Here is a 26658-nt window from a genome sequence, read left to right on the forward strand (position 1 = left end):
AGGATCTCCTGCCGCCGTTTTTGTTTCCGGCGATACTCACTGCATGGCCAACCGCCCCCCCATCGACAGCGACGCCCTGGCCGAGCTGCTGCAGCACGACCCGGCAGCGGCGTTCGCGCACATCCGCGATGCCGCACAGGCCGGCCAGGTCGATGCACAACTGCTGCTCGCGCAGATGCACATGGAAGGCAAAGGCACCGCGCAGGATGCCTCGGCCGCGCTGCTCTGGTACGAAACCGCCGCCAACAACGGCGCACCGATGGCGATGAACATGCTCGGCCGCTGCCATGAACTGGGCCAGGGCACCGTCGCCGACCCGACGCTGGCCGCAGTCTGGTACCGGCGCGCGGCCGACACCGGCCTGGATTGGGGCCTGTACAACCTGGCCAACCTGCTGGCCACCGGCCGCGGTGTGCCGCAGGACCGCGCGCAGGCGCTGGCGCTGTACACCCGCGCCGCGCACCTGGGTCACGCAAAATCGATGAACCTGCTGGCCCGCCATCTCGAGGACGGCCTGGAGATCGAGCGCGATCTGCAGGCCGCGCTGGACTGGTACCGGCGCGCCGCCGAGACCGGCGATTTCCGCGGCCAGGCCAACTACGCATCGATCCTGCTGCAGGCCGGCCAGGTCGACCAGGCCGTGCAATGGCTGCAGCTGGCGCTGGCCCACGGCAGCCCGGCGTTCATGGCGCACATCGTGCCGCAGCTGGCGGCGTCCCCGCATCCGCAGGTGCGCGCGCTGGTCGCGCCGTCATCCCACTGAGGAGTTCCGCATGCTGCTGCACATCCCCGACATCCTCAGCGCCGCGCAGGTGGCCGAGTTCCGTCGCCACCTCGACGCGGCCGACTGGACTGATGGCCGCCAAACCGTCGGCCATCTGGGCGCCCAGGCCAAGCACAACCAGCAGCTGCCGGAAGCCTCGCCGCTGCGCCGCGAGCTGGGCGAGATCATCCTGGTCGCGCTGGCCCGGCACCCGCTGTTCTTCAGCGCGGCACTGCCGCTGAAGTACCTGCCGCCACGCTTCAACCGCTACAGCGGCGGCGGCACCTACGGCTTCCATGTCGACGGCGCGGTGATGAACCTGGGCAACGGCGAACAGCTACGCTCGGACATCTCCTGCACCCTGTTCCTGTCCGATCCGGACGAGTACGAGGGTGGCGAGCTGATCATCAGCGACACCTACGGCGAGCATGAAGTGAAGCTGCCCGCCGGCGACCTGATCGTGTACCCGTCCAGCAGCCTGCACCAGGTGCGGCCGGTCACCAAAGGCGCGCGCGTGGCCTCGTTCTTCTGGGTGCAGAGCATGATCCGCGACGACGTGCAGCGGCGCCTGCTGTGGGAGATGGACGGCTCGATCGAGCGCCTGCGCCAGACCGGTGGCGACGCCGAGGCGGTGCTGCAGCTGACCGGCGTGTACCACAACCTGCTGCGGCGCTGGAGCGAGGTCTGAGCTGCTTCCGACGGCCCCGCGATCTTTTGGCAATCATTCTCATTTGCAACGGCTAACAGCTCTCATTACAATCACGCCCCGTTGATGCCGGCCACTGCCGGCGACCGCCCGGGGATTCCTGCTTGCTGCGCCCGCTCCGCCCTCGCCCACTGATCCATCGCAAGATGGGCACCGCCATGCGCGGTCAGCGTCCCGCGCTGGCCAGCCTGCTGGCGTGGGTGGCGATGCTGGCGTTGCTGCTGGGCACGCTGCCGCTGCTGCCGCATCCGGCCACAGCGATGACCGTGCAGGTACCGCTGGAAGAACGTGGTGGCGAAGGCCCGTTGCAGGAAGAGGCCCCGGCCAAACTGCGCCGCTGCGCCTCCACCCCGGTGAAAGCGGCCGAGAAGGCGCCGCCGCCGCTGTTGCTGGCCAACCAGTGGCTGCGCACCGAACTTGAACTCGTACCCGCCACGCCGGCCATGCCCGGCGTGCGCCCGGACTGGCCGCTGGCCGCTCCGGACACGCCCTGGGTCGATGCGCCCGGGCGTCGCCAGCAACGCGGCCAGGCGCCGCCGCTCGCCTGATCCACGGCCCGACGTGACCGCCTGCGCGGTCGCGCCCGCACGCCGCTGCCTGCTTCATCCCTGCCGCCCCTGACCGGGCTTCCCGTGCATGCCGCGCCCTTCTCGCCCGGCATCGCACCTCTCTGCATCTTTCGAGGTAACTGCCATGGCCCAGCGCCATCGTGTCCGTTCGTCCCTGTCCCGCCGCCTGCTGACCAGCGCCGTGCTGGCGGCGATGGCGGCCCCTGCTTTCGCACATGGAGAGATCGCCGGCGCCCCGCAAACGCTGGACAAGGTGGTGGTCACCGCCTCCGGCTTCGAACAGAAGGTGGTCGATGCACCGGCCAGCATCAGCGTGGTCAGCCGCGAGGAACTGAGCAAGCGCCCGTACACCAACCTGGTCGACGCGCTGCGCGATGTCGAAGGCATCGACGTCGGCCTGGAAGCCACCGACAAGAACGGCCGCGCCACCATCTCGATGCGCGGCCTGCCCTCCGAGTACACCCTGGTGCTGATCGACGGCCGCCGCCAGAGCAACGTCGGCCAGCTGTACCCGAACAACTTCGGTGGCGGCCAGTTCGCCTACCTGCCGCCGCTGGATGCCATCGAACGCATCGAAGTGGTGCGCGGCCCGATGTCCACCCTGTACGGCTCGGACGCCATGGGCGGCGTCATCAACATCATCACCCGCCGCAACCAGGACAGCTGGCACGGCGCGCTGACCCAGGGCTTCACGGTGCAGCAGGACGACCAGTTCGGCGATGCACGCACCACCGACCTGTATCTCAGCGGCCCGCTGCTGAAGGATCGCCTGAGCCTGGCGGTGCGCGGCAGCTACTACGACGCCAAGGCATCGAACCCGGAATGGGATGCACTGACTCTGCCCGACGGCACGCTGTGGGAGCGCAGCATCGGCTTCGGTGGCGGCGGCAAGTCGGTGGCCAACACCAACTGGAACACCGGCGTGCGCCTGGACTTCCACGTCAACGATGACCACGAACTGTGGCTGGACTACGACGTGTCGCGGCAGAAGTACGACAACAGCCAAGGCCAGACCGGCACCCTGGACAGCCTGGCCAGCCTGTGGCGCGTCGGCAATGCGGTCATTCCGAACCCGAACGGCAGCGGCACGGTCACACGCCGCGTGGTGCAGCCGCGCGTGGGCTACACCGCCTACCAGCGCTACGAGCGCGACCAACTGTCGCTGACCCACCAGGGCCGCTACAGCTTCGGCACCTGGCAGACCTCGCTGACCCACAGCAAGAGCAGCAACCTGGGCCGCTCGCTGCCGCTGACCCTGGACGAGCGCGCCAACCTGCAGACACTGTGGAACGACGTGTGCCGCCGCACCGGCGCGGCCAACAACTGCGCCGCCGGCCGCAACAATGCCCTCACCGCACTCAACGCCAGTGAACAGGCCCGCCTGCAGGCGTTCCTGCCGCGTCCGCTGCGCACCATGGAACTGGAAGGCTACGTGCTCGACACGATGCTCGACCTCGACTTCGGCGCGCACAAGCTCACCGTCGGCGGCCAGTACAACGACACCGACATGATCGACGGCGTGTTCGGCATGGACGGCGCCGGCTACCGCAGCAACACCAAGCAGAAGCACCGCATGTGGGCGCTGTTCGCCGAGGACAACTGGGCGCTGACCGACACCCTCACCGCCACCTTCGGCCTGCGCTACGACGACCACAACATCTTCGGCAGCCATCTCAGCCCGCGCGGCTACCTGGTGTGGAACGCCAGCGATGCGTGGACCTTCAAGGGCGGCGTCAGCACCGGCTACAAGACCCCGCGCCCGGACCAGCTGTTCCCGGGCATCACCGGCTTCGGTGGCCAGGGCGTGCTGCCGCTGGTGGGCTCGCCCAACCTGAAGCCGGAAACCAGCACCAACTACGAGCTGGCCGCCTACTACGAAGGCCAGCGCTGGGGCTTCAACGTCACCGGTTTCATCAACAAGTTCGAAGACAAGATCGCCAGCGGCGGCACCTTCCCGAACTGCGAAGTGGCGCCGGCCGGCAGCGGTTACTGCGTGGACATCGGCCCGGGCTGGGCCGCGCTGGGCTACAGCACCTTCACCCAGAGCGTGAACATCGAAAAGGCCGAGACCCGTGGTGCCGAACTGGCCGGCCACGTCGACCTGCTCGACAACCTGCAGCTGCGCGGCAACTACACCTGGACCAAGAGTGAGCAGACCAGCGGCCCGCAGAAGGGACTGCCGATCACCGGCACCACCCCGGCCAAGCACATGGCCAACGCCAGCCTGAACTGGCAGCTCAACGAGGCCATCAGCCTGTCGCTGATCGGCGAGGGCCGCTACGACCGCTACCGCGACACGCTGCTGGACGCCAACGGCGTCAGCCAGACCCGCTACTACGAGGACTACACGATCTTCCATCTCGGTGGCAGCTGGAAGGCCACGCCCTGGCTGACGGTGAACGCGCGGGTCAACAACCTGTTCGACAAGGACTTCGTCTCGCAGTCGTGCCTGCTGATCAGCCCGAGCGAGTTCAACTGCGTGGACGACTACGCGACCAAGGATCAGCGCCGCAGCTACTGGATCTCGCTCAACGCGAAGTTCTGACCACGTTCTGGTAGTGCCGGCCGCTGGCCGGCATTGCGGGTTTGCCGGCCAGCGGCCGGCACTACCCGGGCTCCCCTGCACGGGATACAGAAAGATACGCAATTGCGAGCTATTCTCATCAATGATGTAATGGGCAGTCCCCGTCCGCCCCGAACCGTGCCGTGAGCCGTCCCGCCTCCTCCACCGTGCAGCAGCAACAGAGCCGTGGCTTCTGGCTGCGGACGCTGCACCAGTGGCACTGGATCAGCTCGGCGGTCTGCCTGATCGGCATGCTGCTGTTCGCGGTGACCGGCCTGACCCTCAACCACGCGGCGAAGATCGAAGCCAAGCCCCAGGTGCAGAACCAGCACCTGGAACTGCCGCCCGAACTGCTCGGCCAGCTCGGCACGCACGAGGACGGCAACGCACCGATCCCGCGCCCGGCGCGGCAATGGCTGGATGCACAGCTGGGCATCGCCATCGGCGGCCGCCCCGCCGAGTGGTCGGCCGAGGAGATCTACCTGTCGCTGCCACGCCCCGGCGGCGACGCCTGGCTGAGCATCGATCGCGAAACCGGCGCGGTGGAGTACGAATCAACCTCGCGCGGCGTGGTGTCCTACCTCAACGACCTGCACAAGGGCCGCAATGCGGGCCCCGCGTGGGGCTGGTTCCTGGACCTGTTCGCCGTGGCCTGCCTGGTGTTCTGCATCACCGGCCTGTTCCTGCTGCATCTGCATGCGCGGCAACGGCGCATGACCTGGCCGCTGGTCGGCCTGGGCCTGATGATCCCGCTGCTGATCGCCCTGCTGCTGATCCACTGACTTTCCCTCGTTTCCGGAGCCGCCCCATGCGCGTCACCCTGACCATCGCCCTCAGCGGCCTGCTGGCCACCTCGCCGGCCTATGCCACCACCCTCGACATCAATGTCGAAGTGCCCAAGCTCAACGTGGCCGAATACCACCGCCCGTATGTGGCGGTGTGGCTGGAAGGTGCCGACCAGAAGGTCGCGGCCAACCTGTCGGTCTGGTACCAGCAGACCAGCAACAGCGAAGGCCATGGCACCAAGTGGCTGCCCGATCTGCGCCAGTGGTGGCGCAAGAGCGGCCGCACCCTGCAGGTGCCGGTGGACGGCGTGACCGGTCCGACCCGCCCGGCCGGCAAGCACGCGCTGTCGTTCAACGACAAGCAGCCGGCGCTGAAGCGGCTGGCACCGGGCAACTACACCCTGGTGGTGGAAGCGGTGCGCGAAGTCGGCGGCCGCGAACTGCTGAAGATCCCCTTCACCTGGCCGGCCACCGCCGCGCAGAACGGCAAGGCGCAGGGCGCCACCGAACTGGGCCAGGTCACCCTCGCCGTAAAGCCGTAACTGCCTGAGCGGGGGTCGGATCCCTTTCCGTTGGAAAGGGCTCTGACCCCACCCACCCAACGTCCCTGGAGTCTTCCGCATGAAGCGCACGCTCGTCCTCGCCGCCGCCCTGGCCGCTGCCCTTCCCTTCTCCGCCCTGGCCCACAAGGCCTGGCTGCTGCCCTCGCAGACCGTGATCGCCGGCAACGCGCCGTGGATCACCGTCGACGGTGCGGTCTCCAACGACCTGTTCTACTTCAACCACGTGCCGCTGCGCCTGGAATCGCTGGTGATCACCGCGCCGGACGGCAGCAGCGTGCAGCCGCAGAACGCGGCAACCGGCAAGTACCGCAGCGTGTTCGACCTCGAACTGAAGCAGGCGGGCACCTACCGCATCGCCTCGGTCAACGACGGCCTGTTCGCCACCTACGAACAGGACGGCGAGCGCAAGCGCTGGCGCGGTACCGCCGCCACCTTCGGCGAACTGCCCAAGGACGCGAAGAAGCTGGAAGTGAGCCAGTCGGTTGGCCGCGTGGAGACCTTCGTCACCAACGGTGCGCCGAACGCCACCGCGCTGAAGCCGACCAACCACGGCATCGAGCTGGTCGCCGTGGGCCATCCGAACGACCTGTTCGCCGGCGAGGAAGCCACCTTCCGCGTGCTGGTCGATGGCAAGCCGACCGCCGGCCTGGAATTCGAGATCGTGCGTGGCGCCACCCGCTACCGCAACGCGCAGGACGAGCTGAAGCTGACCAGCGACGCCAAGGGCGAGATCAAGGTGACCTGGCCGGAAGCCGGCATGTACTGGCTGGAAACCGGCACCGAAGACAACAAGACCTCGGTCAAGCAAGCTGCCAAGCGTCGCCTGAGCTACGTGGCCACGCTGGAAGTGCTGCCGCAGTAATGTGGACCGCGATGCCGGGCACATCCCGGCATCGCGCCCGCCCGCCCCGCCATGACCGATTCCCTGCACGACATCGCCCGCCTCGGTGGCACCACCATGGGCACCACCTGGAGCGTGTCGCTGGTGGCAACGCGCCAGCGCGACCTGCACCCGCTGCACGCCGGCATCCAGGCGCGACTGGATGAGGTGGTCGCGCAGATGAGTACGTGGGAGGCCGGCTCGGACCTCAGCCGCTTCAATCTGGCCGCCGCCGGCCAGTGGTGCATGCTGCCGGCCGAGACGCGCCGGGTGCTGGCCTGCGCACAGGCCATCGCCGCCGCCAGTGACGGCGCCTTCGATCCCACCGTCGGCCCCCTGGTTGCGCTGTGGGGCTTCGGTGCGCATGCCGGTAAACGCCGCCAGCCCGACGCGGCGACGCTGCAAGCCACGCGTAAACGCTGCGGCTGGCAGCACCTGCACTGGCAGGACGACGCACTGCTGCAGCCGGGCGGACTGGAACTGGACCTGTCGGCGATCGCCAAGGGCTTCGGTGTCGATCACGTGGCCGACTGGCTGCGCAGCCAAGGCATCACTGCTGCACTGATCGAAGTCGGTGGCGAACTGGCCGGTTACGGCCGCAAGCCGGACGGCCAGCCCTGGCGCGTGCTGGTGGAATCGGCGCCGGAAGAAGACGCACACACCGAGACACCACCACGGGTGCTGGCGCTGGACGGCAAGGCCGTCGCCACCTCTGGTGATCGCTGGCACCAGTACCAGGCCGATGGCCAGGCTTTCAGCCACAGCCTCGACCCGCGCAGCGGCATGCCGGTACGCCAGGTCGCCGCCGCCGTGACCGTAGTGGCCGACGACGCGATGCACGCCGATGCCTGGGCCACCGCCTTGACCGTGCTCGGCCACGATCAGGGCCTGGCGTTGGCCGAGCGCGAGGGCCTGGCCGTGCGTTACCTGCAACGGGCCGTCGAAGGCCCGCGCGAGTTCCTCAGCAGCGCCTTCCAGCGCCTGCTCGACGAGCAGGACGCATGAGCGCACGGCCGTCGCGCGCGCTGCTCGGCAACACGCTTGTACTGATCGCGCTGGCGGTGATCGGCTGGGCGCTGCTGCGCCTGCACCTCGGCGAATCCTGGTGGCAGGGCGCGCCGCCGGGACGGCAGCAGTTGATCGCCGCGGCCGCGTCCACGCTGTATGCGCTGGCCTGCGCCGCACTGTGGTGGCGGGGCCGCCCGCGCGACGACGCCGCATCCGGCGATACCCTGCCGCTGCTGCTGGTCTGGTCCAGCCAGACCGGCTTTGCCCGCGAACTGGCCGAACGCAGTGCCGAGGCTCTGCGTGGTGCCGGCGTGCCGGTGCGTGTGCGCGGTCTGCATGAGGTGGACGCCGCACTGCTGGCCGACAGCCAGCGAGCCTTGTTCATCGCCAGCACCACTGGCGAAGGCGACCCACCCGATCATGCGCTGCCGTTCCTGCGCGGGGTGATGGCCGCGCCGCCTTCGCTGCAGCACCTGCACTACGGCGTGCTCGCACTGGGCGACCGCAGCTATGGCCACTTCTGCGGGTTCGGCCATCACCTCGACCAGTGGTTGCGCCAGCAGGGCGCGCATCCCCTGTTCGATGCGATCGAAGTCGACAACGCCGATCCGGCCGCACTGCGCCACTGGCAGCAACTGCTCGGCCAGCTCGGTGGCGGCGCCAGCGAGCTGCCCGACTGGAGCCCGGCCGAGTACCAGCCATGGACGCTGCAGCAGCGCGCGCATCTGAATCCCGGCAGCCCCGGTGGCGCGGTGTATTGGCTGCGCCTGCAACCGCCGGGTACGGCCGATGTGCAGTGGCAGGCCGGTGACATCGCCGAGATCGGCCCGCAGCATGCACGCCACACCGCGCGCGCGTGGCTGGTGGCGCAGGGCTTGGATGCAGATGCGGTGCTGGACGATGGACAGACACTGCTGGCCCGTGTCGAACGCTCGCACCTGCCCTCGCTGGTTCCCCCCGGAGATCTATCGGCGTTGCTGGCGACGCTACAGCCGCTGCCGCATCGCGAATACTCGATCGCCTCGGTGATGGCCGACGGCGCGCTTGAACTGCTGCTACGGCGCCAGCTGCGCAGCGATGGCACGCCCGGCATCGGCAGCGGCTGGCTGTGCGACCACGCCGTGATCGGCGAGCCGGTGCAGCTGCGCCTGCGCCGCAATGACAACTTCCATGGCGTGGCGCCCGAGGTGCCCCTGCTGCTGATCGGCAACGGCACCGGCATCGCCGGCCTGCGCGCGCACCTGCACGAACGTGCCCGCGGTGGTGCGCGCCGTACCTGGCTGCTGTTCGGCGAGCGCACCGCAGCGCACGACTTCCACTTCGGCGAAGAACTGCAGGCGATGCAGGCTGACGGCACGCTGGCGCGATTGGACGCGGTGTTCAGCCGCGACGGCGGCGCGCACCGTTACGTGCAGGACCGGTTGCTGGCCGAGGCGGCGACGCTGCGGCAATGGGTGGATGAAGGCGCGACGATCCTGGTCTGCGGCAGCCTGCAGGGCATGGCCCCGGCGGTGGATGCAGTGATCGAGCAGGTGCTGGGAGCGGACGGCAAGGAAGCGTTGCTGCTGGGCGGGCGTTACCGGCGGGATGTGTATTGAGGTCGCCGCATCCACGCATGGCGTGGATCTACTGTAGAGCCGAGCCATGCTCGGCTGGCCGTGCCCACCGGCGCCAACGAATCATCACGCCGCCGCACTCACCCGGATCGCCAACAACTGGCCACCGCCCTGCAACGCATGCCGCTGCCGTTCACCCGCCGACAGCCACGCGGTATCGCCGGCCTGCAGCGGCGGCAGGCCACTGTCGGCACCGAACTCCGCATGCCCGGCCAACAGGTGCAATGCCCAGGCCACGCCCGGTTCGCAGAAGAAAAACATCGAGCCCACCAGCGGCCGATGCAGCAGTTCGGCCTGCAGCAGATCGCGCTTCCACATCAGGTTGAAGTCGTGGGTGGTGCCATCGACCAGTTCGCCCTGCAGCGTTTCCTCGCCGGCAAAGCGCACGCGCCCATGTGGCGGCAGCACCTCGGCCACGCGGCCGTCTTCAAAGCGCAGGCGCACGCCATTGCCCTGCAACAGCACCAGTTCACGCTCCACACCGGGGAAGGCGGAGAACGCGGCATCCTGTTCGATCTCGGCCACCGACAGGCGCAGCGCCCAGTCGTCGCCCTGCGCGGGCAGGCGCAGGATCTCGCGCGTCCAGCCCAGGCCGTTGCGCCAGCGTTCGCGGCGGTAGTCCAGGCGGGAGATGACCTGGCTCGGAGTGTGCAGCAGGGAGTCGACGTTCATCGGCGCATTGCATCATGCCGCGCGCCGTCGTGCATCACCGCGTGGCGAGCGTGCCCTGGCCACCACACTCGCCGCCCAGCAGCTGCGAGTGCTTCAGCCAGTCCTGATCGGGGTAATACGCGAACACCATCGTGCCACCGCGCAACGCGTCGATGAGGGGCTTGGCCACCGACAGGCGCACCGCCGGGCAACCCAGGCTGCGACCCAGCCGCCCCTGCAGCTGCGCGGTCGCCGGGTTCACGTAGGGCGCGCCGTGGATGACGATCGCACGCTCGCGCGCGCGGTCGTTGAAGCCCGGTTCCAGCCCGGCCAGGCGCAGCGAATAGCCGTTGCCGCCCATGTAGGTCTCCTGCGCGGTGAACGCGCCGAGACTGGACATGAAACTGCCATCGCGGTTGGAGAAGTGCTCGGTGCGGTTCTCGCCGCTGTTGCGCCCATGTGCCACCCATTCCTCGAACAGCAGGCGCTGGTGGGCCAGGTCGAACACCCACAGGCGCGGCTCGGTGGACGGCCGCGAATAATCGATCACGCTGAGGCGATCACCGCTGATGCCCAGCTCGGGCCGCTGCAATGCGCAGCGCATGGCGTGCGCCGCCAGCTGCAACACGTGGCGGTCGGCCTTGGGCGCACTACGCGACAGCAGCGCAGCCAGATCATCGGCAGAGGTGGCGAGGGCGGGCGTCTGTGCCAGCGCCGGGGCGCTGGCCGAGGTCGCCAGCAGGCCGAACGCGGCCAGCCGGCACAGGCGGGATGCAGTCATGGGCACAACGAGGGGGCTCAGTTGCCCTTGAGGGTGGACCCTGGCGGCTCGGATTCCAAGACCGGCTGCATTCCGGATTCAGCCGGGCTTGGGCGGACCGCCGGCAGCGAGGTCACCAGCAGGGTCGTGCCCGGCACCAGCACCTGGTACAGCTGGCGGGCGAAATCGACCGGCAGCGCCATCGGCAACGACGGCGTGGCCAGCAGGTCCGGGGTGGCCTGGGCACGGTCCTGGCCCAGCAGCGGATAGGCCGTCCACTGGTGCAGGCGCTGGTTCACATCCAGCGGGCTGGGCGTGTCGCTGTAACCCTGCCCCATCACGAACAGGGTGGTGCCCTGGAACGCCGGCAGCGCGTCAGCTTTCAGTGGCGACTCGCCGATCATCACGCCATCACGCAGCACGTACAGACGCTGGTCGTGCAGGCTGACCAGGATGCCGACCTGCCCGGCCGGGGCCGCGCTGTCGTTCCACCAGGCCTGCGCGCTGGCGCCGCCCTCGGTTTCCGGCAGCGCCTGGCCGCGCGCGTTCACCGGCGCCAGCACCGACGGGTAGGCCAGCGTCATCGGCGAGCTCTTGGCATCAGCCACGACCACCGTGTCGCCGCGCTGGGTTTCGCTGAACAGCTTCTGCGCGAAGGCCTGTGGCAGGCGCACGCAGCCATGCGAGGCCGGATGCCCGGGCAGGCTGCCGCCGTGCAGGGCGATGCCGTCCCAGGTCAGCCGCTGCATGTAGGGCATCGGCGCGCTGTTGTAGAGGTTGGATTTGTGGTCCTTGTCCTTCTGCAGGATGGTGAACACCCCGGTGGGCGTTTCATGCCCGGCCTTGCCCGAGCTGATCGTGGTCAGGCCGATGGCGATGCCGTTGCGGTAGACGTAGGCACGCTGCTCGTCGAGGCTGACCACCAGCACGATCGGGCCGGTGGGCGAGATTTCCGGATGCCACAGGTACTCGCCCGGCTTGAGGTCGGTCGGACCGCGTACCTCCGCCGTGCTGGCGGACACAGCCACAGGTTTGGCGGGCGCGGCGGCACGGGCCATGAGCGGCAGGGCCAGGGCCAGGGCGAACATCAGCGTCGTGGGGCGGTACAGAGGCATCCAGCGGCGATCCTTTCCATGCGAGGCGGTTACCGTACCGCATCGGCGCGTGGTGGCCGCGGCAAGAACGGACGCCACAAATGAAATTGCCCGGCGACACAGCCTTGTGTCGTACCGGGCAATCGTTACATCCCTGTCGGCCTGCTGCCATCCCCTCGCTTCCTGCGCTGTGGGGACAGCGTTGCATCCTGCACGCGGCCGCGTTCGTCCTGCTTGTATCTCAGCCCCTTCCACAGGTCTGTGATGCCACCGTCCTGGTGATTGGTGCCGCGTCCTGCGGCGGTCGGTGGGCACGGCCTTCCTGCCCGTGCCCGATGAACCAGCCTCCTGCCGGTTCCGACGATCCTGCTGTCAGCGCCTGGGTACGGTTCGCACCGGTACCGATCCGGGTACCGGATCCGCCGGCAACGCCCTGTTGCCAACGGTGATCCGCTGTCGATTCCGTTCGACGATTGCTTTCCCTATCCCCTTCACCTGCGTCAGGTCCTCGACGCGGTGAAACGGGCCGTGTCTGCGCCGGTGCTCGACGATCGCCTCGGCCTTGACGGCTCCGACCATCGTCAGTCCCTGCTGCAGCGCCTGGGCATCGGCCCGGTTGATGTCGATCGGAGCGGCGGCGTGCGCCCCTGCGATCCACATTCCCAGTACCAGTGCCCTCAACACGACAAACCAAGGCACGACGTGTATCTCCTTGTGGTTCGGGTGGCCCCTTCCGGCAATCCCGCCGGCAGGAACAGTGTCCGTCTCCACATGTGCACAGCCTATCGGTTTCCCGCGTTCCAGTAAGCCAGCCAAATACCCGACGTGATGTAGGAAAAACCCTACCCTCGGCACAGGCGTAGAATGGCCGGATCACAGCCCATGCAACCGGAGTTTCAGATGGACAGCGCCAAGCTCGGCCAATTCGTCAATGACAAGTGGGACAGCGAGATCGTCCCGCAATTGGTCGACTACATCCGCATTCCCAACAAGTCGCCGATGTTCGACGCCAATTGGGTGCAGAACGGCTATATGGAACAGGCAGTCACGCTGATGGAGAACTGGGCCAAGGCCCAGCAGCTGCCCGGCCTGAAGGTCGAGGTGGTGCGCCTGGAAGGCCGTACCCCGCTGATCTTCCTGGAAATTCCGGCTACCGGCGCCGAGACCGGCGACGACACCATCCTGCTCTACGGCCACCTGGACAAGCAGCCGGAAATGACCGGCTGGGACGACGACCTCGGCCCGTGGACCCCGGTGCTGCGCGGCGACAAGCTGTACGGCCGCGGTGGCGCCGACGACGGCTACGCCATTTTCGGCTCGCTGGCCGCGGTGCTGGCGCTGCAGGCCCAGGGCCTGCCGCACGCCCGCTGCGTGGTGCTGATCGAAGCCTGTGAAGAATCGGGCAGCTACGACCTGCCGGCCTACGTCGACCACTTGGCCGACCGCATCGGCAGGCCGTCGCTGGTGGTCTGCCTGGATTCGGGCTGCGCCAACTACGACCAGCTGTGGTGCACCACCTCGCTGCGCGGCCTGACCGGCGGCAACTTCACCGTGAAGGTGCTCAACGAAGGCGTGCATTCCGGCGATGCCTCCGGCGTGATCCCGTCCAGCTTCCGCCTGCTGCGCCAGATCCTTTCGCGCATCGAGGACCAGGACACCGGCCGCATCCTGATCGACGGCATGAACGTGGAGATCCCCGCCGAGCGCCAGGAGCAGGCCAAGCGTGCTGCCGAAGTGGTCGATACCGAGATCTTCGAGAAGTTCCCGATGGTCGACGGCCTGCGCCCGATGAACGAAGACCTGACCGAGCTGGTGCTCAACCGCACCTGGCGCCCGGCGCTGTCGGTCACCGGCATCGGTGGCATGCCCCCACTGGAATCGGCCGGCAACGTGCTGCGCCCGCAGACCTCGGTGAAGCTGTCGCTGCGCCTGCCGCCCACCGCCGATGGCAAGACCTGCAGCGAACTGCTGAAGGAAGCGCTGCTGCGCGACCCGCCGAACGGCGCGCAGGTCACCCTGGACCTGGAAAAGGCCTCCACCGGCTGGAACGCTCCGGCCATGGCGCCGTGGCTGACCCAGGCCATCGACGACGCCAGCCAGGCCTTCTTCGGCAAGCCGGCGATGTACATGGGCGAAGGCGGCTCGATCCCGTTCATGGGCATGCTGGGTGAGAAGTTCCCGGGTGCGCAGTTCATGATCACCGGCGTGCTCGGCCCGCACTCCAACGCGCACGGCCCGAACGAGTTCCTGCACATCCCGATGGGCAAGAAGGTCACCGCCTGCGTGTCCAAGGTGATCAGCGAGCACTACGCCGCCAGCCTGCGCGGCGAGACCAGCGGTTCGCCGGTGGCTGCCGACAGCGGCACCCGCCACGGCGACCACGGCTGCTGCTGATCCGGCACCCGTGACGGACGCAGCCTGGCCTTGCTAGGCTGCGTCCACACTCAAGCGGAATCCGCGCGCATGAATGGTCTGTTCGGCAGCAGCAGCTGGCTGTACATCCTGCTGGTCGGCTTCTTCGTCGGCCTGCTCGGACGCTTCTTCATGCCCGGCAACAACCGCATGGGCTGCCTGCTGACCATCGTGCTGGGCATCGTCGGCGCGCTGGTGGCCGGCTGGTTTGGCCAGTACATGGGCTGGTACCGGCCCGGCGAGCCGGCCGGTTTCCTCGGCGCGGTGGTCGGCGCGGTGGCCGTGCTGGCCTTGATGCGCCTGTTCAGCCCACGCCGCTGACACCCCCTTTTCTCTCTCCTGAGCGTGGCGCGCCTGGCGCGCCCGGAACTGCCTGCATGACCGAACCCGCCTCCGACCCCCAGCGCAGCGCGCAGCGCCTGCAGTGGGCCCGTACCCAGCTTGATGATGCCAACGCGGTGGCCGAGCGCGCCTCGGTCGATGCCGGCATGCGCAGCTACTGGCGCACCACCAGCACGCGCGGCAGCCACATCGTGATGGACGCGCCGCCGGGGCTGGAGGATCCGCGGCCGTGGCTGCGCATGCGTGGCCTGCTGCATGACCATGGCCTGCGCGTGCCCGCCTTGCTTGCACAGGATCTCGACGCCGGTTTCCTGCTGCTGGAGGATCTCGGTGGCCCGACGCTGGCCAAGATCCTCGACGAACGCAATGCCGATGAATGGTTCGACCGTTCGATCGAACAGCTGCTGCGCCTGCAGGCGATCCCGGTGCCAGCTGATTTCGGCCAGTTCGGTGAAGCACTGCTGCAACGCGATGCCGGGCTGTTCGACGAATGGTTCCTGCAGCGCCATCTGAACCTGGAACTGGACTGCGGCGACATCGAAGGCCTGCAGCTGGTACATCGCCGGTTGATGGACAACGCATTGGGCCAGGCCCAGCTGATGACCCACCGCGACTACATGCCGCGCAACCTGATGCCGGTCGACAACGGCCCCGCGGTGCTGGATTTCCAGGATCTGGTGCGTGGCCCGATCGCCTACGATGCGGTGAGCCTGTTCAAGGATGCGTTCCTGAGCTGGCCGCTGCAGCGCGTGGACGAATGGCTGGCGCAGTACCACCAGCGCGCGCTGGATGCCGGCCTGCCGGTGCCCGACCGCGCCACCTTCCTGCGCGATGCCGACTGGATGGGCGTGCAGCGCCACCTGAAGTGCCTGGGCATCTTCAGCCGCCTGCGCTACCGCGACAACAAGGGCCACTATCTGGACGACGTGCCGCGCTTCATCGCCTATCTGGACGAGGTACTGCCGCGTTACCGCGAGCTGGCACCGCTGCAGCAGCTGCTGGAGACACGCATCAAGCCGGCGCTGGCCGAACTGGCTGCACCGATGCGCGTGACACGATGAAAGCGCTGATCTTTGCTGCGGGCCTGGGCGAGCGCATGCGCCCGCTGACCCTGCACACGCCCAAACCGTTGCTGGAGGTTGCCGGCAAGCCGCTGATCGTGTGGCACCTGGAGCGCCTGGCCGCGCTTGGCGTGCGCGAGGTGGTGATCAACACCGCCTGGCTGGCCGAGCAGTTTCCGGCGGTGCTGGGCGATGGCAGCCAATGGGGACTGCACCTGCATTTCCTCCACGAAGGGGCGACCCCGCTGGAAACCGGCGGCGGCATCCTCAACGCGCTGCCGGTGTTGGGCGAGGCGCCGTTCCTGGTGGTGAACGGCGACATCTGGACCGATTTCGATTTCGCCACGCTGCCGCGCGAGCCGCAGGGCCAAGCGCACCTGGTGCTGGTCGACAACCCGGCACAGCACCCACACGGAGATTACCGGCTGGACACGCAGGGCGGGCTGCATCACGACCGCGAAGGACCGTGCCTGACGTATGCGGGCATCGGCGTGTACCGCCCTTCGATCGTGACCGACTGGCGCGCGGTGATCGGCGATGCGCCGGGCAGTGAGCGGGTGCCGCCGAAATTTTCGGTGGTGCCGCTGCAGAAGCACTTCATGGCGCAGGGATTGATGACCGGGCAGCACCATCGCGGGCGCTGGACCGATGTCGGCACCGTGGATCGCCTGCGTGCGCTGGACGCGGAGTTGGCGGCGAACGGCTGAGCCCCTCGTGGCTGGGCGCTCCAATCAAAAGCCGCGCTTGGCCGGGCGGGGTGGGTTCGCGGGGGACGCCGTGAACCCGTCCATGGGGGCTTGGCCGCGGCATCCATGCCGCGGACACCCCCGCGAACCCACCCCGCCCGGCCTCTGACAGTTTCCGTGCGCGTCCAGCCACGGAAGAAAGAAAGAAAAGCAAAAGCGGGTCGCTGCGCTGCGCTTGCTCTGGTGTCGACCAAGGTCGACACCCACCAACAGCCGCGGGAACCTATCGAAGGCGGGGCGCTGTGGGCTTGCGGGGTGTGAGCCGCATGGATGCGGCGACCAAGCCCCCATGGACGGGTTTACGGCGGCCCCGCAAGCCCACAGCGCCCCGCCTCCCCTCAGGAAGCCAGCTTTTGAAGTTGACGTTGCTTCGGCGGGTGCAGGGCGCAGCCCTGCAAACAACCCCACCCTCAGTATCGAGGCCGGCCTTCTTCCAGCACCTGGCGCAGGAACGGCACGGTGATCCGCCGCTTGGCTGCCAGCGATTCGCGGTCCAGCCAGTCCAGCAGCGTGATCAGTCCACCCAGTTCACGCCCGGTGTGCGACAGCAGCCACTCGATGGCGGCCTCGTCGATCGCCAACCCACGCCGCAGCGCGCGCTCGCGCAGCACCGCCGCGCGGCCTTCCTCATCCAGCGGCTGCAGCAGCACGCGCACGCACTGGCCCAGCCGCGAACGCAGGTCCGGCAGCACCAGGCCCAGCGCTTCGGGCGCCTTCTGCGCCGTGTACAGCACGGTCACCCCGGCAGCGCGCGCGCGATTGTGGAAGTCGAACAGCGCGATCTCGTCCTCGCGGTGGCCGGCCACCTCATCCAGGCCGTCCAGCGCCACCAGTTCGCGCGACTCCAGCCCGTCCAGCGCCGCGCGCACGCGGCCGGCGGCGCTGGCCAGCGGCACGTAGGTCGGCAGGCGCCCGGCCTGCTCGGCGCTGGAACACATCGCCAGCGCCTGATGGGTCTTGCCGGTCCCCGCCGCCCCTTCCAGGTAGACCCAATCGTGGCTGGCACCCACTGCGATCGCGCGCAGCTGCGCCAGCGCGCCATCCGGCGCGCCGATGAAGGTCTCCAGGCGCTGGTCCCGCGGGTAATGCAGGGCCAGCGGCAGTTGCGGCACACCCATCACTTCAGGTCGGGGCCCTTGTCATTCGGGATGATGATATGGGGCTGGTCGACCACGCCATCAAGCACGATTGCCGGCTTCTCGCCCACGTACAGCTCGCTCTGCCGATAACGCTGGTGGGCGTAGCGCAGCAGCACGTTGGTCACCGCCGCCACCGGCAGCGCCAACAGCATGCCGAGGAAACCGAACAGCTGGCCACCGGCCATCACCGCGAAGATCACCGCCACCGGGTGCAGGCCGATCTTGTCGCCGACGATGCGCGGGGTCAGCACGTAGCTCTCCAGCAGCTGGCCGACGGTGAACACCACGCCGACCAGGATCAGCAGCTTCAGGTCGAAGCCCTGTGACTGCACCAGCGCGGCCACGATCGCCATCACAATGCCGGTGGTCGCGCCCAGGTACGGGATGAAGCTGATCAGGCCGGCAATCAGGCCGATCAGCAGGCCCAGCTTGAGGCCCACCAGCGATAGACCGCCGGCGTAGATCACGCCCAGCGCCAGCATCACCAGGAACTGGCCGCGGATGAACGCGCCCAGAACGTCGTTGGACTCGCGCGCCAGCGCGCTGATGGTGCCGATGTGGTTGCGCGGGATCACCGACGCCACCCGCTCCACCAGCTTGTCCCAGTCGCGCAGGAAGTAGAACGCCAGGATCGGCAGCAGCAGGATGTTGACCACCCAGGTCACCATCGCAAAGCCCGAGCGCGAGACATAACCCATGAACGTGGTGGCAAAGCCGCCGGCCTGCTGCCAGTGGCTGCGCACCCAGTCGATCAGACGATCCGGGTCCAGCCACTGCATCACTTCCAGGCCGGTCTTCTGCTCAAACCAGGGAATGCCCTTTTCCATCAGCCACGCCTGCGCCTGCGGCGCGACCGCGATCAGGGTGGTGATCTGGCGTTCGATCATCGGCACCAGCACCAGCAGCAGGGCCACGATCACCAGCACCATGGCCGCAAACACCAGCACCACGCCGGTCATGCGCGAGCGGCCGGTGGCCTCGATGCGGTCCACCAGCGGGTCACCCAGCCAGGCCAGCGCCAGCGCCAGTACGAAGGGGGTCAGGATCGGCGCCAGCAGCCAGACGATCCAGCCGATCAGGCCGGCGAACAGGATGTACTTCATCCGCCGCAGGAACTGCGCGATTTCCGCTTCCGGGGTCAGAGTCATCGCAGGCGGTACTCGTTGCTGACCGGCGCGGCCACGGGGGCGCCGCTGGTCTCATCGATCGGGGTCGGCAGCGCCGGCAGCGTGGCACTCGGCACCAGCACACCGTTGTCGCCCAGCATGCGGTTGAAGCCGGCCAGGCCGGTGGTCATCTCCAGGCTCAGCTCCAGCTGGCCGGCCGAGGCGTGCAGCGGGGTGACATTGCGCACCACCGGCACCTCGCGCAGGCCAGCGGCCAGGCGCAGGTAATCGTCGGCGCTGTTGATGCCGGTTACCACCACGCGGTAGGTCCCGGCCTGGCCGGTAGCCACGCCGGCCTTGGCATAGCGCTTGACCAGCGCATCGGCGGCGCCATCGGCACCGGCGGCCATCGCACGCATGGCGTTGGCGTCCTTGCTGGTCCACTTGTTCAGTTCACGGCCGTTGTCGACGAACACCCAGTCCGCCTGCCAGCCGCCATTGGCGCGGTACAGCTTGCCGATCAGCTGCATCGGTGGCGAATAGCGCGACGAGGCACGGGCCACCGCAGCGCTGTCCTGGCGCCAGATGGCGCCAGCCAGCGCCTGTTCGGCGGCACCGCCACTGGGCAGGCCCAGCTTGTAACCGCGTTCGATGGCGCGGTTCAGCAGCGGGCGGGCCGCATTGGCCTGCTGCACGCTGACCAAGCGCGGGCCGCTGCCGTCATCCACCGCCAGCCACAGCACCGGCTTCGGTCGCGGCTGCGGCCACAGCGGCAGCCCCAGGGCGGAGACCAGCGAATCGACGTCATCCTCGCGGAAACGGGCCACCAGCAGGGTGCGGAAGCTCGGCGCGCCACTGGCGCCCACGCTCTGGTCCTGTTTGTAGTCGTAACTGGCCACGTAATCCTTGGCGTTGCGCAGCGCCTGCACCACGCCGGGGCGGGACATCACGCTGCGATCGCCGGACAACTTGCCCAGCACCACGCTCAACGCGCGGGCCAGGGCGCCGTTGCGATCGGCTTCGGCCTGGCTGTTGACGGGCACTTCGGCCTCGTACGCGCCGGTGGCGGTGGCGACATCACCCTCGGTGCGCAGGCCGCTCTGGGCCATCGTGGCCACCGGCAGGCTCAGTGCAATGAGCAGGGTCAGAATCAGGCTGCGGCGCATCAGGACATCCATTGGCTCGACGTATCCGGGGGGAATTGTTGCCCGAATACGGACTTTGCGCCAATGCGGCCTGTTAAAATCGCCCGTTCAACCCCTGCCAGCGCCGACGCCCGTGACCAACACCCCGTCTTCCGCCCCCTCCCCCCTTACCTACCGAGACGCGGGTGTCGACATCGACGCCGGCAACGAACTGGTCGAGCGCATCAAGCCCCTGGTCAAGCGCAGCTTCCGGCCGGAAGTGATGGGCGGCCTGGGCGGCTTCGGCGCCCTGTTCGACCTGTCCAACAAGTACCGCGAGCCGGTGCTGGTGTCGGGTACCGACGGCGTGGGCACCAAGCTGAAGCTGGCCCACCAGCTGAACCGCCACGATACGATCGGCATCGACCTGGTCGCCATGTGCGTGAACGACGTGCTGGTGCAGGGCGCCGAGCCGCTGTTCTTCCTGGACTATTTCGCCACCGGCAAGCTGGACATCGACACCGCCGCGGCCGTGGTGGGTGGCATCGCCAACGGCTGCACCGAGGCCGGTTGCGCGCTGATCGGTGGGGAAACCGCTGAAATGCCCGACATGTACGCCCCGGGCGAGTACGACCTGGCCGGCTTCACCGTGGCGGCGGTCGAGAAGAGCGAGCTGAAGGACGGCGCCAGCGTGGCCAACGGCGACGTGCTGATCGGTATCGCCTCTTCCGGCCCGCACTCCAACGGCTATTCGCTGGTGCGCCGCATCTACGACCGCGCCGGCCGCCCGGCCGATCTGGAACTGGAAGGCGGCGTGAAGCTGGTCGATGCGCTGATGGCGCCGACCCGGCTGTACGTCAAGCCGATCCTGTCGCTGCTGAAGTCGCACGGTGCGGCCATCCACGGCATGGCCCACATCACCGGTGGCGGCCTGACCGAGAACATCATCCGCGTGGTGCCCGACGGCCTCGGCCTGGACATCCAGGCTTCGTCCTGGACCCTGCCGCCGGTCTTCCAGTGGCTGCAGAAGGAAGGCGCGGTGGCCGACAGCGAGATGTGGCGCACCTTCAACTGTGGCATCGGCTTTGTGCTGATCGTCGCTCCGGATCAGGTGGCGGCCGTGTCCGAGGCGGTCAAGGCGCAGGGCCTGGAACACTGGACCATCGGCCAGGTGGTCAGCGCCGAAGGCGCCGAGCGCGTTCACATCGGCTGAGCCCGGCAACCAGGAGCCCGCATGGACGCAACGCCCCCCGTATCGCCCGCGCCGATGCCGCCGCCCTTGGCGGCGGTACCGGCGTTCAGCGCCCAGGATGCCGACCACCTGCGCATGCTGGCCATCGCGCACTACGTGGTCGGTGGCCTGATCGCACTGTTCTCGCTGATCTTCATCCTGCACATCGTGATCGGTATCGCCGCCCTGACCGGCAGCCTGCCGATGAAGTCTGGCGGCGAGCCCTCCTCGCTGGCCGAACAGCAGCTGATGGGCTGGGTGTTCACCATCCTCGGCTGCGTCATGGTGTTCGGGGGCGTCACGCTGGGCGCGTTCGTCGCCTATGCCGGGCGCTGCCTGGCACGCCGTCGCCGTCATCTGCTGTGCCTGATCGTGGCCGGCCTGGCCTGTCTGGTCGCCCCGATCGGCACCGCGCTGGGCGTGTTGAGCCTGATCACCCTGCTGCGCCCGCAGGTCAAGGCCGCCTTCGATGCACCGGGCGCTGCCCTGTGAACGCCGCAGGCAATCCGCCACCGCTGCCGCAGCAGACCCTGGCCCAGCTGCAGCTGGCCAGCCATCTGCAGACGCTGAAAGTGCTGTTCTACGCGCTGGCGGGGTTCCACTGGCTGGCCGCACTGGCCTTCACCGCCTTCATCGGCCTGGTGGCCAGTTCGCGCGGGCTCGACGACGGCGCCGTGCTGGCCACGGTCTATGCGGCAATCGCCGTGCTGGCCGCGGTGCTGGGCTTGGTGCAGCTGCATACCGCCCGCCTGCTGTCGCGCCGCACCGGTCTGGCCGCATGCCGGCGTGCGGCCTGGCTGGCCGTGCTGGCCGGGCCGCTGGGCATGGCGTTGACCGCCTATGCGCTGGTGTTCCTGTCCAAACCGGAGATGGCTGTCCTGTTCGACCGCGGCGACCATCTCAGCGTCTGAGCCGACCGGCGAATACCCGTCCCTTCCCGATCGACCCGACATGTCCTCGCCTGCCCTCGCCCCCCCTGCCTCCGCCTACCGTGCATCGGGCGCCAAGAAGCTGGCGTTCGCCGCCGTGGTGGCGGTGTTCGCGATCAGCTGGTTCCGCCCGCTGTGGCCCACCGAACAGGCCCTGCACAGCACGCTGACCGTGCTCGGGCTGGTCGTCCTGCTGTGGGTGGATCGCCGTGGCTGGCTGGGCAATGGCGCCTTCATCGCCATCTGCGGCTTCATCGCCCTGCATTGCGTGGCGGCGCGCTGGCTGTACTCCAACGTGCCCTACGACGCGTGGATGCAGACGCTGACCGGTTGGTCGCCCAATGCGGCGTTCGGCTGGCAGCGCAACCATTTCGATCGCCTCATCCACTTCCTGTACGGCGTCTGCTTCACCCCGGCACTGCTGCAGCTGGCCCGCCACGCCTGGCCGGCACTGCGCCGGGGCCACGCCTTCACCCTGGCGGTGATGACCATCATGTGCTCCAGCCTGGTCTACGAGTGGTTTGAATGGGCCATCGCGCTGGCCCTCTCCCCCGATGCCGCCGAGGCCTACAACGGCCAGCAGGGCGACCTGTGGGATGCCCACGCCGACATGCTGATGGCCACCGTGGGCAGCCTGCTCACCGGGCCGCTGATCCGCCGGAGTTCCCCGTAATGAGTGCTTCCCTCCCCCGTATCGCCGTGCTTGCCTCGGGCCGTGGCAGCAACCTGCAGGCCATCCTCGACGCCATCGGCAGCGGCCGGCTGCGCGCCGAGGTGGTCGGTGTGTTCTCCGATCGCCCCGCGGCCGAGGCGCTGCAACGCGTCGATCCGGGCCTGCGCTGGGCGCACGCACCGAAGGAATTCAGCGACCGCGCCACCTACGAACAGACCCTGGGCGATGCGCTGGCCGCAGCGCAGCCGGACTGGATCATCTGCGCCGGCTACATGCGCATCCTCGGCGCGATCTTCGTGCAGCGCTTTGCTGGCCGCCTGGTCAACATCCATCCCTCGCTGCTGCCGCTGCACAAGGGCCTGGACACGCACGCGCGGGCGCTGCAGGCCGGTGACGCCGAGCATGGCGCCAGCGTGCACCTGGTGGTTCCCGAGCTGGATGCCGGTGCCGTGCTGGCCCAGGTGCGGGTGCCGGTGCTGCCAGGCGATGACGCGAACAGCCTGGCTGCACGCGTGCTGGCGGTGGAGCATCCGCTGCTGATCGCCACGCTGCAGCTGCTGTGCAGTGGCCGCCTGGCTGAACGGGACGGGCAACCCTGGCTGGATGGTCACCCCCTGTTTAACCCGTTGGCTCTAGATTCCGCCGGGAACCTGAACCGGTAACCGGCTTGCACACGCCCCGCTGACTGCGCGGCTGGCATCCTGCCCCCTCCTGCGGTCCCTGCCCTTCATGAAGACCACGACCCTGCTGTCCACTTCATTGTTGCTGTCGCTTGCCGCGTTCCCCGGCCCGGGCTGGGGACAGGCGCAAGCGCCCGCCACAGCACCAGCTGCGGTGCCCGTGGTGCAGGCGCCGGCCGAACCGCCGGTGCCGATGCCTCCGGCCCTGGCCTGGGAGCCGCCGCCGTTGCAGCCGTTCAGCGCCACCTACCAGGCCTTCTACAAGGGCAAGGAGGCCGGCGACGCCAGCATGCAGGTCACCCACACCGGCGGCAGCCAATGGCGGGTGGACATGCAGGTGGTCGGCCGCCGCGGCTTTGCCAGCGTGCTGGGCCTGAACATCGAGCAGAGCACCGTGTTCGAGGAACGCGGCGGCACCTACGCGCCGCTCAGCCAGAGCACCGTGCGCAAGGGCCTGTTCCTGGGCAAGAAGGCAGTCGGCACCTACAACTGGCAGGCCGGCACCGCGCAGTGGAGCGGCGATGTGAAGAAGGACCGCGCGCAACCGATCCCGCTGCAGCCGGGCGACCAGAGCGCACTGCTGATCAACCTGGCGATCATGCGCGATGCGCGTCCGGGCGCGGCCATGCACTACCGCTACGTGGACATGGGCAAGGTCCGCCAGCATGACTACCAGGCGGCAGCGCAGACCGAGAACGTCGAGGTCGGCGACCTGTCCTACAACGCGCTGAAGGTGTACCGCACCAACGGCGGCAACAATGAAACCATTCTCTGGATCGCCAACGGTGTTCCCACCCCGGTGCGTATCCTGCAACGCGAAGACGGCGAAGACCGCGTCGACCTTCGACTGATCGAATACCAAGGAGTCTGAGCATGAGCACCCTGACCCGCCCCCTCACCTGGATCGCGGCCGCCGCGCTGTCGATGGCCAGCCTGCCGGCCATGGCCCTGCAGCCGTTCAAGGCCGATTACCTGGCCAGCTACATGGGCATGCAGGCCAACGGCAGCATGACCCTGAGCAGCGAAGGCGCCAACAAGTGGCGCTACACCCTGCAGGTGAAGAACCAGCTGGCCGACCTCAGCCAGAGCACCGTGTTCGAGGAAGTGCGCGGCCAGCTGCGCCCGCTCAGCAGCCAGGACCGTTCGGCCCTGCTGGTGAAGAAGCGCAACGTGCAGGCCAACTACAACTGGACCAGCAACCAGGCCACCTGGACCGGCGACATCAAGCCGGACCGCGCCGGCCCGATCGCGCTGAAGAGCGGTGACATGGATGCGCTGCTGATCAACCTGGCGATCGCCCGCGACCTGGCCGCCGGCAAGCCGCTGACCTACCGCATGGTCGACGAAGGACGGATCAAGAACATGACCTACCGTGTGATCGGCAAGGAAGCGATCACCGTGGGCGGCAAGAGCTACGACGCCACCAAGGTCTCGCGTGCCGACGGCAACAAGGAGCTGATTGCCTGGATCGTGCCGGAGTTCCCGGTGCCGGCGCGCATGCTGCAGCGTGAGAGTGGCCGTGATGCGCTGGACCTGACCATCAAGGCGATGAACTGACCGCAGGGGTCGGAGCCCTTTCCGATGGAAAGGGATCCGACCCCGGACCCCGCACAGAAAAACGCCCGCTTTCGCGGGCGTTTCCTTATTTCTTCTGTTCGGCCGGTTTCGCTTCGGCCGGCGTGAACTCGGTGCGGCAGTCCACGCGGATCTGCTCACCGGTGCTGCGCCAGACGAAGGTGCGGCAATGGCGGTTGCCGTCCTGGCTGTCATTCACCGCCACCGCGTAGAACGACTGGATGATCTCGTCACGGCTGACCGTGCCATCGCCATTCCAGTCCATGTCCTTCTGCTCGATGCCCTGGGTGATGGCCAGGTTGGCGTACCAGGCATAGCCCAGCCACGCCAGCACGATCAGCACCAGCGCCAGCAGCGCCTTGCGACGCGGGCTGAATTTCCCGCGCAGGATCATGGCACGCGCCGGATGGTGGCACCGAGCGAAGACAGCTTCTCTTCGATGTTCTCGTAGCCACGGTCAAGGTGGTAGATGCGGTCGATGGTGGTATCGCCGCTGGCCATCAGGCCGGCCAGGATCAGCGACGCCGACGCACGCAGATCGGTGGCCATCACCGGCGCACCACTCAGGTGTTCGCTGCCCCGCACGATGGCGGTATGACCTTCGACCTGGATGTCCGCGCCGAGGCGCAGCAGTTCGTTGACGTGCATGAAACGGTTCTCGAAGATCGTTTCGTTGATCACGCCGACACCGTCGGCCACGCAGTTGAGCGCCATGAACTGCGCCTGCATGTCGGTGGGGAACGCCGGGTACGGCGCGGTGGTCAGGTTCACCGCCTTGGGCCGCTTGCCCTGCATGTCCAGGGTGATGGTGTCTTCGGTGGTGTCGATCTTCGCACCGGCCTCGACCAGCTTGGACAGCACCGCGTCCATGGTGTTCGGGCGCGCACGGTTGACCGTGACCTTGCCGCCGGTCATCGCCGCGGCCACCAGGAAGGTGCCGGTCTCGATGCGGTCGGGCAGCACTTCGTGGCGGCCACCGGACAGGCGCTCGACGCCTTCGATGACCAGGCGCGCAGTGCCCAGGCCTTCGATCTTCGCGCCAAGGGCGATCAGGCAATGCGCCAGATCGGTCACTTCCGGTTCCATCGCGCAGTTGTCGAGGATGGTGGTGCCTTCAGCCAGCACCGCGCCCATCAGCACGTTCTCGGTACCGGTAACGCTGACCATGTCGAAGGTGAAATGGCCGCCCTTCAGACGCTTGGCGGTGGCCTTGATGAAGCCGTTCTCGACCACGATGTCCGCACCCAGCGCCTGCAGGCCCTTGATGTGCTGGTCCACCGGGCGCGAACCGATCGCGCAGCCACCCGGCAGCGACACTTCGGCGGCGCCGAAGCGGGCCAGCAGCGGGCCCAGCACCAGGATCGAGGCGCGCATGGTCTTGACCAGCTCATACGGCGCGACGTGCTGGTTCACCGAGCGCGGATCGACCACGATCGCACTGCCACGCGACAGGGTGCCCTGGTCGATGGTGACCTTGGCGCCCAGTTCGCCCAGCAGCTTCACCGTGGTGACCACATCGTGCAGGTGCGGCACGTTGGTGATCTCCACCGGCGCATCGGCCAGCAGGGTCGCGCAGAGAATGGGGAGGACGGCGTTCTTGGCGCCGGAGATGCTCACTTCACCGTGCAGCGCAGCGCCGCCGGTCACAACGATCTTGGCCATGTATTGGGGATCTTCTGCGG

29 protein-coding genes are annotated in these 26658 nt (G+C 68.2%); 20 read left to right on the forward strand and 9 right to left on the reverse strand.

The annotated features are described in order from the left end of the window. Nucleotides 1-43 precede the first annotated feature (43 nt). The 9 genes from LZ605_RS10630 to LZ605_RS10670 all read left to right on the forward strand — a co-directional run bounded on the left by LZ605_RS10630 (nt 44) and on the right by LZ605_RS10670 (nt 9435). A complete protein-coding gene (locus LZ605_RS10630; protein WP_249844788.1) occupies nt 44-763 on the forward strand; it encodes a tetratricopeptide repeat protein in 720 nt (239 codons plus the stop codon). 10 nt (nt 764-773) lie between these two features. Continuing rightward, nucleotides 774-1451: a Fe2+-dependent dioxygenase gene (locus LZ605_RS10635; protein WP_249844789.1), complete on the forward strand. Its 678-nt coding sequence runs from the start codon at nt 774-776 to the stop codon at nt 1449-1451. Between the two features lie 164 nt (nt 1452-1615). After that, entirely contained in the window at nt 1616-2017 is a 402-nt protein-coding gene (locus LZ605_RS10640) for a hypothetical protein (RefSeq protein ID WP_249844790.1), read from the forward strand. Nucleotides 2018-2162: 145 nt separating this feature from the next. Beyond that, nucleotides 2163-4583, forward strand: coding sequence for a TonB-dependent receptor domain-containing protein (locus tag LZ605_RS10645; protein WP_249844791.1), 2421 nt, complete (start codon nt 2163-2165; stop codon nt 4581-4583). A gap of 161 nt (nt 4584-4744) precedes the next feature. Next, entirely contained in the window at nt 4745-5383 is a 639-nt protein-coding gene (locus tag LZ605_RS10650) for a PepSY-associated TM helix domain-containing protein (RefSeq protein ID WP_249844792.1), read from the forward strand. Between the two features lie 26 nt (nt 5384-5409). After that, the gene (locus LZ605_RS10655) at nt 5410-5928 is read left to right on the forward strand and encodes a DUF2271 domain-containing protein (RefSeq protein WP_249844793.1); all 519 of its coding nucleotides are present in this window, start codon (nt 5410-5412) and stop codon (nt 5926-5928) included. Nucleotides 5929-6007: 79 nt separating this feature from the next. After that, on the forward strand, nt 6008-6811 hold the full coding sequence (locus LZ605_RS10660; protein ID WP_249844794.1) for a DUF4198 domain-containing protein: 804 nt from the start codon (nt 6008-6010) through the stop codon (nt 6809-6811). Nucleotides 6812-6862: 51 nt separating this feature from the next. Continuing rightward, nucleotides 6863-7834: an FAD:protein FMN transferase gene (locus LZ605_RS10665; RefSeq protein WP_249844795.1), complete on the forward strand. Its 972-nt coding sequence runs from the start codon at nt 6863-6865 to the stop codon at nt 7832-7834. Further along, entirely contained in the window at nt 7831-9435 is a 1605-nt protein-coding gene (locus LZ605_RS10670; protein WP_249844796.1) for a sulfite reductase subunit alpha, read from the forward strand. The genes LZ605_RS10665 and LZ605_RS10670 overlap by 4 nt, the downstream gene beginning before the upstream one ends. 84 nt (nt 9436-9519) lie before the next feature. On the opposite strand, the gene LZ605_RS10675 is transcribed toward LZ605_RS10670, so the two are convergent. The 4 genes from LZ605_RS10675 to LZ605_RS10690 all read right to left on the reverse strand — a co-directional run bounded on the left by LZ605_RS10675 (nt 9520) and on the right by LZ605_RS10690 (nt 12657). Next, entirely contained in the window at nt 9520-10125 is a 606-nt protein-coding gene (locus LZ605_RS10675; RefSeq protein ID WP_249844797.1) for a HutD/Ves family protein, read from the reverse strand. A 34-nt stretch (nt 10126-10159) separates the two neighbouring features. Beyond that, nucleotides 10160-10885 carry a murein L,D-transpeptidase catalytic domain family protein gene (locus tag LZ605_RS10680; protein WP_249844798.1) on the reverse strand — a complete coding sequence of 242 codons (726 nt, stop codon included), beginning with the start codon at nt 10883-10885 and terminating at the stop codon, nt 10160-10162. Nucleotides 10886-10902: 17 nt separating this feature from the next. Continuing rightward, nucleotides 10903-11979: a L,D-transpeptidase gene (locus LZ605_RS10685; protein ID WP_249844799.1), complete on the reverse strand. Its 1077-nt coding sequence runs from the start codon at nt 11977-11979 to the stop codon at nt 10903-10905. A 351-nt stretch (nt 11980-12330) separates the two neighbouring features. After that, nucleotides 12331-12657, reverse strand: coding sequence for a ComEA family DNA-binding protein (locus LZ605_RS10690; RefSeq protein ID WP_249844800.1), 327 nt, complete (start codon nt 12655-12657; stop codon nt 12331-12333). A 201-nt stretch (nt 12658-12858) separates the two neighbouring features. On the opposite strand from LZ605_RS10690, the gene LZ605_RS10695 reads away from it, so the two are divergent. The 4 genes from LZ605_RS10695 (at nt 12859) to murU (ending at nt 16480) form a co-directional block, all read left to right on the forward strand. Next, nucleotides 12859-14352, forward strand: a complete 1494-nt coding sequence (locus LZ605_RS10695) for a M20 family metallopeptidase (RefSeq protein WP_249844801.1) — start codon at nt 12859-12861, stop codon at nt 14350-14352. A 69-nt stretch (nt 14353-14421) separates the two neighbouring features. After that, the gene (locus LZ605_RS10700; protein WP_108748822.1) at nt 14422-14691 is read left to right on the forward strand and encodes a GlsB/YeaQ/YmgE family stress response membrane protein; all 270 of its coding nucleotides are present in this window, start codon (nt 14422-14424) and stop codon (nt 14689-14691) included. Nucleotides 14692-14747: 56 nt separating this feature from the next. Continuing rightward, complete coding sequence (locus LZ605_RS10705; protein ID WP_249844802.1) at nt 14748-15773, forward strand: aminoglycoside phosphotransferase family protein; 1026 nt, start codon at nt 14748-14750, stop codon at nt 15771-15773. Further along, nucleotides 15770-16480 (forward strand): N-acetylmuramate alpha-1-phosphate uridylyltransferase MurU, encoded by a 711-nt coding sequence (gene murU / locus LZ605_RS10710; protein ID WP_249844803.1) that lies wholly within the window; start codon nt 15770-15772, stop codon nt 16478-16480. Before LZ605_RS10705 ends, murU begins: the two co-directional genes overlap by 4 nt. Before the next feature lie 449 nt (nt 16481-16929). Here murU and hda read toward each other — a convergent pair whose 3' ends face one another. The 3 genes from hda to LZ605_RS10725 are packed head-to-tail and all read right to left on the reverse strand — an operon-like array spanning nt 16930 to nt 19930. Continuing rightward, nucleotides 16930-17637 (reverse strand): DnaA regulatory inactivator Hda, encoded by a 708-nt coding sequence (hda, locus tag LZ605_RS10715; RefSeq protein WP_249844804.1) that lies wholly within the window; start codon nt 17635-17637, stop codon nt 16930-16932. Next, nucleotides 17637-18806, reverse strand: coding sequence for an AI-2E family transporter (locus LZ605_RS10720; protein ID WP_249844805.1), 1170 nt, complete (start codon nt 18804-18806; stop codon nt 17637-17639). Before LZ605_RS10720 ends, hda begins: the two co-directional genes overlap by 1 nt. Continuing rightward, on the reverse strand, nt 18803-19930 hold the full coding sequence (locus tag LZ605_RS10725) for a DUF2066 domain-containing protein (RefSeq protein ID WP_249844806.1): 1128 nt from the start codon (nt 19928-19930) through the stop codon (nt 18803-18805). Before LZ605_RS10725 ends, LZ605_RS10720 begins: the two co-directional genes overlap by 4 nt. Before the next feature lie 112 nt (nt 19931-20042). On the opposite strand from LZ605_RS10725, the gene purM reads away from it, so the two are divergent. The 7 genes from purM (at nt 20043) to LZ605_RS10760 (ending at nt 24958) form a co-directional block, all read left to right on the forward strand. Beyond that, nucleotides 20043-21101: a phosphoribosylformylglycinamidine cyclo-ligase gene (gene purM, locus LZ605_RS10730; protein WP_249844807.1), complete on the forward strand. Its 1059-nt coding sequence runs from the start codon at nt 20043-20045 to the stop codon at nt 21099-21101. A gap of 21 nt (nt 21102-21122) precedes the next feature. Then, entirely contained in the window at nt 21123-21611 is a 489-nt protein-coding gene (locus LZ605_RS10735) for a hypothetical protein (protein WP_249844808.1), read from the forward strand. Next, nucleotides 21608-22030: a hypothetical protein gene (locus tag LZ605_RS10740; protein WP_249844809.1), complete on the forward strand. Its 423-nt coding sequence runs from the start codon at nt 21608-21610 to the stop codon at nt 22028-22030. The genes LZ605_RS10735 and LZ605_RS10740 overlap by 4 nt, the downstream gene beginning before the upstream one ends. A 40-nt stretch (nt 22031-22070) precedes the next feature. Next, a complete protein-coding gene (locus tag LZ605_RS10745) occupies nt 22071-22721 on the forward strand; it encodes a DUF2238 domain-containing protein (protein ID WP_249844810.1) in 651 nt (216 codons plus the stop codon). Further along, nucleotides 22721-23383, forward strand: coding sequence for a phosphoribosylglycinamide formyltransferase (purN, locus tag LZ605_RS10750; RefSeq protein WP_249844811.1), 663 nt, complete (start codon nt 22721-22723; stop codon nt 23381-23383). The genes LZ605_RS10745 and purN overlap by 1 nt, the downstream gene beginning before the upstream one ends. A gap of 67 nt (nt 23384-23450) precedes the next feature. Beyond that, nucleotides 23451-24272: a DUF3108 domain-containing protein gene (locus tag LZ605_RS10755; RefSeq protein ID WP_249844812.1), complete on the forward strand. Its 822-nt coding sequence runs from the start codon at nt 23451-23453 to the stop codon at nt 24270-24272. Between the two features lie 2 nt (nt 24273-24274). Further along, the gene (locus LZ605_RS10760; RefSeq protein WP_249844813.1) at nt 24275-24958 is read left to right on the forward strand and encodes a DUF3108 domain-containing protein; all 684 of its coding nucleotides are present in this window, start codon (nt 24275-24277) and stop codon (nt 24956-24958) included. 85 nt (nt 24959-25043) lie between these two features. On the opposite strand, the gene LZ605_RS10765 is transcribed toward LZ605_RS10760, so the two are convergent. Further along, on the reverse strand, nt 25044-25370 hold the full coding sequence (locus LZ605_RS10765; protein WP_249844814.1) for an EF-hand domain-containing protein: 327 nt from the start codon (nt 25368-25370) through the stop codon (nt 25044-25046). Beyond that, nucleotides 25367-26638 (reverse strand): UDP-N-acetylglucosamine 1-carboxyvinyltransferase, encoded by a 1272-nt coding sequence (gene murA / locus LZ605_RS10770; protein ID WP_249844815.1) that lies wholly within the window; start codon nt 26636-26638, stop codon nt 25367-25369. Before murA ends, LZ605_RS10765 begins: the two co-directional genes overlap by 4 nt. Nucleotides 26639-26658: the final 20 nt, after the last annotated feature.

This window comes from Stenotrophomonas maltophilia (assembly GCF_023518235.1).
In the GTDB taxonomy this organism is placed as follows: Bacteria; Pseudomonadota; Gammaproteobacteria; order Xanthomonadales; family Xanthomonadaceae; genus Stenotrophomonas.

Bases quoted from the DNA above. Each gene is read 5' to 3' on its own strand.
- LZ605_RS10665 (WP_249844795.1), top strand. From the start codon at position 6,863: ATGACCGATTCCCTGCACGACATCGCCCGCCTCGGTGGCACCACCATG.
- LZ605_RS10745 (WP_249844810.1), top strand. From the start codon at position 22,071: ATGTCCTCGCCTGCCCTCGCCCCCCCTGCCTCCGCCTACCGTGCATCG.
- LZ605_RS10705 (WP_249844802.1), top strand. From the start codon at position 14,748: ATGACCGAACCCGCCTCCGACCCCCAGCGCAGCGCGCAGCGCCTGCAG.
- LZ605_RS10725 (WP_249844806.1), bottom strand. From the start codon at position 19,930: ATGCGCCGCAGCCTGATTCTGACCCTGCTCATTGCACTGAGCCTGCCG.
- murU (WP_249844803.1), top strand. From the start codon at position 15,770: ATGAAAGCGCTGATCTTTGCTGCGGGCCTGGGCGAGCGCATGCGCCCG.
- LZ605_RS10735 (WP_249844808.1), top strand. From the start codon at position 21,123: ATGGACGCAACGCCCCCCGTATCGCCCGCGCCGATGCCGCCGCCCTTG.
- LZ605_RS10660 (WP_249844794.1), top strand. From the start codon at position 6,008: ATGAAGCGCACGCTCGTCCTCGCCGCCGCCCTGGCCGCTGCCCTTCCC.
- LZ605_RS10700 (WP_108748822.1), top strand. From the start codon at position 14,422: ATGAATGGTCTGTTCGGCAGCAGCAGCTGGCTGTACATCCTGCTGGTC.
- LZ605_RS10765 (WP_249844814.1), bottom strand. From the start codon at position 25,370: ATGATCCTGCGCGGGAAATTCAGCCCGCGTCGCAAGGCGCTGCTGGCG.
- LZ605_RS10760 (WP_249844813.1), top strand. From the start codon at position 24,275: ATGAGCACCCTGACCCGCCCCCTCACCTGGATCGCGGCCGCCGCGCTG.
- LZ605_RS10640 (WP_249844790.1), top strand. From the start codon at position 1,616: ATGGGCACCGCCATGCGCGGTCAGCGTCCCGCGCTGGCCAGCCTGCTG.
- LZ605_RS10685 (WP_249844799.1), bottom strand. From the start codon at position 11,979: ATGCCTCTGTACCGCCCCACGACGCTGATGTTCGCCCTGGCCCTGGCC.
- hda (WP_249844804.1), bottom strand. From the start codon at position 17,637: ATGGGTGTGCCGCAACTGCCGCTGGCCCTGCATTACCCGCGGGACCAG.
- LZ605_RS10675 (WP_249844797.1), bottom strand. From the start codon at position 10,125: ATGAACGTCGACTCCCTGCTGCACACTCCGAGCCAGGTCATCTCCCGC.
- LZ605_RS10680 (WP_249844798.1), bottom strand. From the start codon at position 10,885: ATGACTGCATCCCGCCTGTGCCGGCTGGCCGCGTTCGGCCTGCTGGCG.
- LZ605_RS10695 (WP_249844801.1), top strand. From the start codon at position 12,859: ATGGACAGCGCCAAGCTCGGCCAATTCGTCAATGACAAGTGGGACAGC.
- murA (WP_249844815.1), bottom strand. From the start codon at position 26,638: ATGGCCAAGATCGTTGTGACCGGCGGCGCTGCGCTGCACGGTGAAGTG.
- LZ605_RS10755 (WP_249844812.1), top strand. From the start codon at position 23,451: ATGAAGACCACGACCCTGCTGTCCACTTCATTGTTGCTGTCGCTTGCC.
- LZ605_RS10655 (WP_249844793.1), top strand. From the start codon at position 5,410: ATGCGCGTCACCCTGACCATCGCCCTCAGCGGCCTGCTGGCCACCTCG.
- purN (WP_249844811.1), top strand. From the start codon at position 22,721: ATGAGTGCTTCCCTCCCCCGTATCGCCGTGCTTGCCTCGGGCCGTGGC.
- LZ605_RS10630 (WP_249844788.1), top strand. From the start codon at position 44: ATGGCCAACCGCCCCCCCATCGACAGCGACGCCCTGGCCGAGCTGCTG.
- LZ605_RS10635 (WP_249844789.1), top strand. From the start codon at position 774: ATGCTGCTGCACATCCCCGACATCCTCAGCGCCGCGCAGGTGGCCGAG.
- LZ605_RS10720 (WP_249844805.1), bottom strand. From the start codon at position 18,806: ATGACTCTGACCCCGGAAGCGGAAATCGCGCAGTTCCTGCGGCGGATG.
- LZ605_RS10645 (WP_249844791.1), top strand. From the start codon at position 2,163: ATGGCCCAGCGCCATCGTGTCCGTTCGTCCCTGTCCCGCCGCCTGCTG.
- LZ605_RS10670 (WP_249844796.1), top strand. From the start codon at position 7,831: ATGAGCGCACGGCCGTCGCGCGCGCTGCTCGGCAACACGCTTGTACTG.